7 protein-coding genes are annotated in these 7,900 nt (G+C 68.6%); 1 reads left to right on the forward strand and 6 read right to left on the reverse strand.

All coding sequences use genetic code 11. From position 1 onward, the window contains the following. The first annotated feature begins 170 nt into the window (after nt 1-170). Nucleotides 171-1,001: a LacI family DNA-binding transcriptional regulator gene (locus DRB06_RS07440; RefSeq protein ID WP_181575226.1), complete on the forward strand. Its 831-nt coding sequence runs from the start codon at nt 171-173 to the stop codon at nt 999-1,001. A gap of 40 nt (nt 1,002-1,041) precedes the next feature. On the opposite strand, the gene DRB06_RS07445 is transcribed toward DRB06_RS07440, so the two are convergent. The 6 genes from DRB06_RS07445 to DRB06_RS07470 are packed head-to-tail and all read right to left on the reverse strand — an operon-like array spanning nt 1,042 to nt 7,827. Continuing rightward, nucleotides 1,042-3,474 carry a glycoside hydrolase family 2 protein gene (locus DRB06_RS07445; RefSeq protein WP_220092993.1) on the reverse strand — a complete coding sequence of 811 codons (2,433 nt, stop codon included), beginning with the start codon at nt 3,472-3,474 and terminating at the stop codon, nt 1,042-1,044. A 20-nt stretch (nt 3,475-3,494) separates the two neighbouring features. After that, nucleotides 3,495-4,145, reverse strand: a complete 651-nt coding sequence (locus DRB06_RS07450; protein WP_111819555.1) for an SGNH/GDSL hydrolase family protein — start codon at nt 4,143-4,145, stop codon at nt 3,495-3,497. After that, a complete protein-coding gene (locus DRB06_RS07455; RefSeq protein ID WP_111819556.1) occupies nt 4,142-4,966 on the reverse strand; it encodes an ABC transporter ATP-binding protein in 825 nt (274 codons plus the stop codon). Before DRB06_RS07455 ends, DRB06_RS07450 begins: the two co-directional genes overlap by 4 nt. Further along, nucleotides 4,963-5,868 carry an ABC transporter ATP-binding protein gene (locus DRB06_RS07460; RefSeq protein WP_111819557.1) on the reverse strand — a complete coding sequence of 302 codons (906 nt, stop codon included), beginning with the start codon at nt 5,866-5,868 and terminating at the stop codon, nt 4,963-4,965. Before DRB06_RS07460 ends, DRB06_RS07455 begins: the two co-directional genes overlap by 4 nt. Next, nucleotides 5,865-6,824 (reverse strand): ABC transporter permease, encoded by a 960-nt coding sequence (locus DRB06_RS07465; RefSeq protein ID WP_111819558.1) that lies wholly within the window; start codon nt 6,822-6,824, stop codon nt 5,865-5,867. The genes DRB06_RS07460 and DRB06_RS07465 overlap by 4 nt, the downstream gene beginning before the upstream one ends. Before the next feature lie 13 nt (nt 6,825-6,837). Next, nucleotides 6,838-7,827, reverse strand: coding sequence for an ABC transporter permease (locus tag DRB06_RS07470; protein WP_073331185.1), 990 nt, complete (start codon nt 7,825-7,827; stop codon nt 6,838-6,840). Between the last annotated feature and the right edge of the window lie 73 nt (nt 7,828-7,900).

Here is a 7,900-nt window from a genome sequence, read left to right on the forward strand (position 1 = left end):
CGTTATCCCGGACAAATGCGGCAGGCCACATCCCCGTTCCGACCTAGGATAGGGGGCGTCCCGGCTCACACCGGGTGGCTTCCCAGGCGCCGCTGATCTCGGCCCGACCAGCAATTGGTTCAGACTGAAAGGTCCGCATGACTACCGGCTCGGATACTCACCGTTGGGGCATGGTTCTAGCCCGCCCACGGGGACTACTTACTGCCGAGTCCTTCTGGTCGGAGAACGCCGACGGCATCGAAGAAACCCTGCGCGGCACCTCTGTACTGTTCTTCCTGCATCAGGTTCCCGGACTGTGTGAGGAGCTGGAGGTGTATCGCCGCTGGGCCGCCGAGGCCTTCGTCCGCGGGGTGATTCTCGTCAATCCGCTGGTGGACGATCCGCGTCCGGCACTCCTGAATGAGCTGGGCCTGGCCACACTCCACGCGGGTGTGGAGCAGGCTGTACCTGACACTGCTTCGATCGTCTCCGACAACGCCGAATCAACCCGCGGGGTGATGGAGCGGCTGCACGAACTCGGCCACGAGCGCATCGCCCGCGTAAGCGGCCCTGAGCACCTGGCACACACCCTGATCCGGGACACGGTGGCCCGCCGGGTGGCACAGGAACTCGGCGTAGAACTGCGCATCGTCCCGGGTGATTACAGCGAGGCCTCTGGTCAGCGGGCCACCGCGGAGTTGCTGAAGCTCCCCGCGGCCGCACGTCCGACGGCGATCATCTACGACAACGACACCATGGCGCTGGCCGGGCTGGCCACCGCCTCCGCTCTGGGCGCCGTCGTGCCCGACGACGTCAGCCTCGTCGCCTGGGACGACTCCTCCTCCTGCCAGCTGGCCTCACCCCCAATCACCGCGATCGCACAGGATGTGCATGCGTTTGGCCGGACCATCGCCGAATGCGTGCTGCGCATTGAGTCCGGGCAGACCTCCTTCGAAGTTCCTGAGCCCGCCCACCACTGGCTGCGGCGCGCCTCCGTGGCGGAGGTGACGCCGCAGCCGTGACGGCGGCACGTGGCCGCAACAGGCCCGATCGCCGTCGCGGTCAGCCCGCCAAATGATTGGCGCTGCGCAGCACCGGCCAGGTGGCCAGCACCTGCGGGTCTGTCGGTTCGCCGTCGGTCAGGACAGTGAATGAGGCCTGCTCGCCGGGCAGCAGGGTGGTGAGCATGTCGTCGACGACGGCGCCGGGCCGTTCGGCATCGGCGGTTACCGCCACGTCCCGCAACAGCACTCGCGCGGTCACGTCGAGCCGGTAACCGCCCGCAATCCGGGCCACCTTCACGTCCGCGTCGAATTCGGGCAGGCCGGCCTCGCGGTCGGTGGACACGAACCAGACGACGCGGCGGGCGTCGTCGGCCTCGGCCATGAGGAAGCCATCCGGGTCCTCCGGCAGGGCCAGCTCGACCGCGGCGGCAGCGCGGGGCGCGACCTCGATTCGGCGCTCCTCCCACGCGACCTCCAGCCCGTGGCGCGTGCCGTATCCAATCCTGACGTGCGCGGCCCAAGGCTCGGCCAGGTCGTTGACCGCCGCCAGCCGGACCCGGCCGCCCTCGGCGGGCTCCAGGCACAGCATGCGGTTCTGCTGGGCGTGGCGCAACGCGTACCAGGCGGGCTTGCGCACCCCGGCGGAGTCGACCACGGCCCAGGAGATGACGGGCCAGCAGTCGTTGAGCTGCCAGATCAGCGATCCCGTGCAGTGCGGCTGGAGCGAGCGGAAGTGGCGCACCCCGAAGTCGAGGGCGCGCGCCTGGTTGAGCTGAGTGGCCCAGTGCCAGTGGCGGAAGTCGACCGGCTCGGGGAAGTGGGCCTCCAGCCCGCGGCGCAGCTTGGTGAAGCCGTCCTCGGCCTTCTGGTGCACGGCCAGTTGCGCACCGCTCACGTTCAGCGGCTCATCGTGCACCGCGGCGGTGAGGGTGGAGTAGGCCATGGGCCCGCCGAAGCCGAACTCGGAGGCGAAGCGCGGCGTCTGGTCCGCATAGTGCAGGTAATCGAGCTCGTTCCACACGTCCCATACGTGCGTGTCGCCGTCGGTGCGGTTGTTCGCCTCGGCCTCGGGATCCGGGCTGAACGGGCTGGAGGGGATGTAGGGAGTGGTCGGGTCCAGCTCGGCGACGACCGCCGGGAGAATCTCCCGGTAGTATCCCTGCCCCCAGGCACGGCCCCGCAGGCGCTCCTTCCAACCCCAGTCCTGGAAGGCCGTCTCGTTCTCGTTGCTGCCGCACCACAGTGCCAGGCACGCGCGTCCACCCAGCCGGGCCACCGCCTGGCGGGCCTCGGCGATGACGTTGTCCCTCAGCCAGGCATCCTCGCTGTAGGCGGCGCAGGCGAACATGAAGTCCTGCCACACCAGCAGCCCGAACTCATCGGCGGCGTCGTAGAAGTCCTCGGACTCGTAGATGCCGCCGCCCCACACACGCACGGTGTTGCAGTTGGCCTCCACCGCGTCCGCCAGGGCGCGCCGGTAGCGGGCACGGGTGATGCGGGTGGGGAAGACGTCGTCGGGGATCCAGTTGACCCCCTTGGCCAGCACCAGCTCTCCGTTGACCTTGAGCCGCAGCGGCGTCCCGACCTCATCGGGCGTCAGATCCACCTCCATGTGCCGGAAACCGACGCGACGGGACCAGACGGGTTCCCCGTCCAGGTGCAACGTCGACTCGTACAGGGGCTGGTCACCATAGCCGCGCGGCCACCACACGTCGGCGTCGGCCACGCGCGCCTCGAGCACGACCTCGCTGATGCCGGGGGCTTCGGCCATTGCCTCCACGGTGGTTCCCGCGACGGCGTAGGCCAGGGACGCGGCCGGCGCGTCCGGGTCCCGCTCGACTTCGGCGACCAGCCGGGCGACGCCCACACTCCCCTCCAGGTCCACCCCCAGGCGCACGCCGCGGACCCGGGTCCCGCGCCACCGCTCCAGGCGCACCGGTTGCCAGATGCCGGCGGTGATCGTCACCGGCCCCCAGTCCCAGCCGAAGGAGCAGGCGCTCTTGCGGACCATGGGGAAGGGGTGGGCGTTGACGAACGGGTACTCGCCGTGGAGGCGCTCGCGCTCCTCGGCCACGTTGAGCGCGGAGGTGAAGTCGACCACCAGGCGGTTCTCACCGGCCTGCAGCAGGTGGCCGACGTCGAACCGGTACCGCCGGAACTGGTTGTCGGTGCGGCCCAGCTCGACGTCGTTGAGGGTGACCGTGGCGATCGTGTCCAGGCCCTCGAATACCAGCTCGACATGCTCACCGGGCGCGGCCGGTGCGGCGTCGAAGCGCAGTTCGTAGCGCCAGTCGCAGCGCCACATCCAGGCCAGGCGCTCCTCGTTGTCGGCGTCCAGCGGGTCGGGGATGAGGCCGGCGTCCAACAGGTCGGTGTGTACGCAGCCGGGGACGGTTGCCGGCACCGTCTCGGGGATCCGGGTCTCCTCCGGGACGGCGCCAGCCAGATGGCTCAGTCGCCAGCCGGAGTTCAGCGTGGTCGTGGTGATCATGGGTGGTCTTTCCTGAGTGGTCAGTGTGCGGATGATTCCGGGGCGTCCATGCCGGCGGCCCGCCAGGCCTGCCACCAGGCGTCGGCAATGGCGCGGTGGCCGGCGGGCGTGGGGTGGACGCCGTCGGCAGCGACGGCGGCATCACCGATTTGGGCCGCGAGCGCCGTCATGGGTTCTTGCAGCGGCACGTACACGGCGTCGAGCTCCTGGGCGATCCGTGCGATCGCCCGCACCCGCGGGTTCAGGTCCTCCTGCCAGCTGCGGTCCTCCCCGGTGTAGGGCAGCACGAAGGGGGAGACCAGGACCAGCGGCGTGCCGGCGGCGGCGAATGGAGCGAGCAGTTCCCGCAGCCGCCGTTCGAAGTCGGGAATGGGAGAGACGATGCCCTCGTCATAGCGTCGCCAGGTGTCGTTGATGCCGATGTAGACGCTGAGCACGTCGGGGGCCAGATCGATAACGTCTCGCTGCCAACGCTCCGCCAGGTCCACCAGGCGGTCCCCACCGATGCCGGTGTTCAGGACCGTGCGCCCGGCCAGGTGTTCCTCGGCCAGGAGCTGCACGTAGTTGTGTCCCAGGTCGTGCGGGTCGCGCTTATCGATGCGCCCCCACTCGGTGATCGAGTCGCCGGTGAACAGCCACCGCTGGGGGCCCGGGTTTGCCGGGGGCGTCACTGGTTCGCCCCCTGCTGACGGCGCAGCTGGGCCAGGCGGCGCTCCGGGTCGGGGGCGGCGGCCAGGAGTCGCTTGGTGTACTCGTGGTTCGGGTGGAGGATCACCGTGTCTGCCGGCCCGCGTTCTACGACGTCACCGTGGTAGAGCACCATGATCTCGTCGGAGAAGTGGCGGGCGGTGGCCAGGTCGTGAGTGATGTACAGGACGCCGAGGTCGTTGTCCTGCTGCAGCTCGGCCAGCAGGTTGAGCACCCCCAGGCGGATCGACACGTCCAGCATGGACACCGGTTCATCGGCGATGAGGATGCCCGGGTCGGGGGCCAGGGCACGGGCTATGGCCACGCGCTGGCGCTGGCCGCCGGACAGTTCATGCGGCTTGCGATCGGCGTAGTCGTCGGCCGGATCCAGTCGCACGCGGCGCAGCAGCTCCAGCACCCGCTCGCGTACCGCATCCTTGCCCAGGTGCGGATTGTGGAGCCGGACCGGACGCGCCAAGTGGTGGCCGATCGTGTGGTAGGGGTTCAGGGAGGCGAAGGGGTCCTGGAAGACCATCTGCACGGTGCTGCGGTAGCGCGCCAGTCCCCGGCCGCGGCGGCTGACGGGCTCGCCGTCGAGCAGGATCTCGCCGCTGGTGGGCGACTCGAGCTGCAGCAGGAGCTTGGCGATGGTGGACTTGCCGGAGCCGGACTGTCCGACCAGCGCAATGGTCTTCCCCGGCACCAGCCGGAATGAGACGTCATCCACCGCGCGCAGGGTGGAGGTGTGCAGCCCGTTGCGGAGCGTGTACTCCTTGACGAGGTTCCGCGCTTCAAGGACGGTCATGACTGCTCCTTAACGTGGGTGCGGCGGGTGCGGACGAACGCGCCACGCTCGCCGGTCAGCGACGGGAAGGAGCTGAGCAGCTGCTTGGTGTACTCCTCCTTGGGGTGGGTGTACAGCTCGATGGCGTCGTCGAGCTCGATGACCACGCCGTCGCGCATGACGGCGATGCGGTCGGAGATCTCCAGCAGCAGCGGCAGATCGTGGGTGATGAAAATGACCGCGAAGCCGAGCTCCTCCCGCAGCCGCGAGATCTCCTGGAGGATCTCCCGCTGGACGACGACGTCGAGCGCGGTGGTGGGCTCGTCCATGATCAGGATCTGCGGCTCGAGGGCGAGCGCCATGGCGATCATGACGCGCTGCCGCATGCCGCCGGACAGCTCGTGGGGGTAGGCGTCCAGGCGATTGCGGTCCACGCCCACACTCTCCAGGAGTTCGCCGCTGCGCTCCAGCCGCTGCTGCTTGCTCATCTCCGGACGGTGGGTGGTCAGCACGTCGCCCAGCTGGGTCTTGACCTTGAGCACCGGGTTCAGGGAGTTCATCGCCCCCTGGAAGACCATGGCGATCTTGTCCCAGCGCACGGCCCGCAGGTCGGCGCCCGTCAGGGCGGTCAGGTCGATGTCGTAGCCCTCGCGGGAGTGGAAGACCGCGGAGCCGCTCACGCGGCGGGCCGGGTCCTTGAGCAGTTGGACCACGCCGTAGGCGAGCGTTGATTTTCCGCAGCCGGACTCCCCCGCCAGGCCCAGAATCTCACCGCGGTGCAGGGTCAGGGACACGTCCTTGACGGCATGTACGGGTGGGTCGACGTCGTAGTCGATCGACATGTGTTCAATATCGAGGACGGCGGGCCGGGGGGAGCGGCCGGCGGGCCGGACGGTGCCGTCGATTGTGGTTCGGGGGCTCATGCGGCGACCTTCTGGGGGGTGCGGTTGCGGGCGGACTCGGAGCGTTTGCGTGCACGACGGCGTTTCTTCGCGTCCGTGGCCGCCCGCAGCTTCGGGTTGATGGTCTCGTCGATCGAGTAGTTGATCATCGACAGTGCCGCGCCGAAGAGCGCGAGCATGAGGCCCGGCGGCACGAACCACCACCAGGCGCCGAGCCTGAGCGCCAGTCCGTTCTGGGCGTAGAACAGCATCGTGCCCCAGGTGAAGGAGCCCGAAGCGCCCAGGCCGAGGAAGGACAGCCCGGCCTCGCCGAGGATGCCGGCGATGACCGCGCCGACCACCTGGGAGGCCAGCAGCGGGATCAGGTTGGGCAGGATCTCTATGGTCAGGATCCGCCAGGTCTTCTCCCCGCTCACGCGGGACGCCAGCACGTAGTCGCGATTGCGCACCGATAGGGTGACGCCGCGCAGCACCCGCGCGGACCCCGCCCAGCTGGTCAGCGAGAGGATGAAGGCCACCAGCCAGATGCTCTTCTTGGGCACGTAGCTGGAGATGATGATGACCAGCGGGAGCCCGGGGATCACCAGCATGATGTTGGTGAACAGGGAGAACAGGTCATCCACGATGCCGCCGATGAAGGCGCCCACGACTCCGAAGAACGCGGACAGCAGCAGCGTGAGGCTGCCGACGATCAGCCCGATCAGTAGCGATCCGCGGGTGGCGTAGGTGAGTTGAGCGAGTACGTCCTGCCCGGTCTGCGTGGTGCCCAGCGGGAACTCGCCGGAAGGCGCCGTCATGCCGAGGTTGCGCACGGTCGAGGGGTTGCCGACCACGAGCGGTCCGACGAGCCCGAACAGGATGGTGAGCACGACGATCGTGGTGCCGACGACGAGCTTGGGGGTGACGCGGAGGCGGAAACGGCTGCCGCTCCTGCGGGCGGGCCTGCTGCCGGCCGCGGTAGAGGTTTGCGTGGACATGGTGGAGCCTCCTTCAGCCGCGGGCGCGCGTGCGCGGGTCGATGACGCCGTACAGCAGGTCGACGATCAGGTTGGCGCCCAGCACGGACAGGGTGATCACCAGGAAGATCCCCTGCATGAGGGCGTAGTCGTTGTTGTTCACTGCCTGGTACAGGGCGGTGCCGATGCCGGGGTAGGAGAAGACCTGCTCGGTGACCAGCGAGCCGGCGACCACGAATCCCAGGGAGATGGCGAAGCCCGAGATGGATGGCAGGACGGCGTTGCGGGCCGCATACCAGGTGCGGATGCGGCGGGGTGTGAGGCCCTTGGCCTCCGCGGTGAGGATGTAGTCCTCACTCATGGTGGACACCATCATGTTGCGCATGCCCAGCGTCCAGCCGCCCACCGAGGAGATGACGATGGTGATCGCCGGCAGGATTCCGTAGTAGACGACCGACTTGATGAACGGCCAGTTGAGTCCGACCACGGTGCCGTACACGTCGTAGCCGCCGTGGATCGGGAAGATCCGCCAGGTGGAGGAGAACAGGAACAGCAGAATCAGTGCGAGCCAGAAGTAGGGCACCGACTGCAGCATGGTCAGCCCGGGGATGATGTTGTCCAAGAGGTGTCCGCGCTTCCAGCCGGCGGCCGTACCCAGCACGATGCCGAGCAGGAAGGAGATGATGGTCGCCAGCCCGACGAGCCCGATCGTCCAGGGGAGCGTCTGACCGATGACCTGCCCGACCGGGGTCGGGAAGTAGGCCACGGATACGCCGAGGTCGCCGCGCAGCAGCTGGCCCAGGTACTGCACGTACTGATCCCACATGCTCGCACCGGTGTCGGCGCCCAGCAGGGCCTCGATCGCCTGCCGCGTGGCGGGGCTGACCTGACCGTGCGTGGCCAGGCGGGAGACCATGATGTCAACGGGGTTGCCCGGCAGCAGCCGGGGCAGGAGGAAGTTGAGGGTTACGGCCGCCCACAGGGCGATGGCGTAAAACCCGATCTTTCGTAGGAGAAAACGCAACCTGGGGTCCTTAGGGTTCCGAGTAGCCGGTGCCTGCATACGGTGGCGGCGGACTCACCTGTGTGAGTCCGCC

Origin of the sequence: Actinomyces sp. Z5 (genome assembly GCF_003287795.1) — a bacterium.
Lineage (GTDB): Bacteria > Actinomycetota > Actinomycetes > Actinomycetales > Actinomycetaceae > Actinomyces > Actinomyces glycerinitolerans.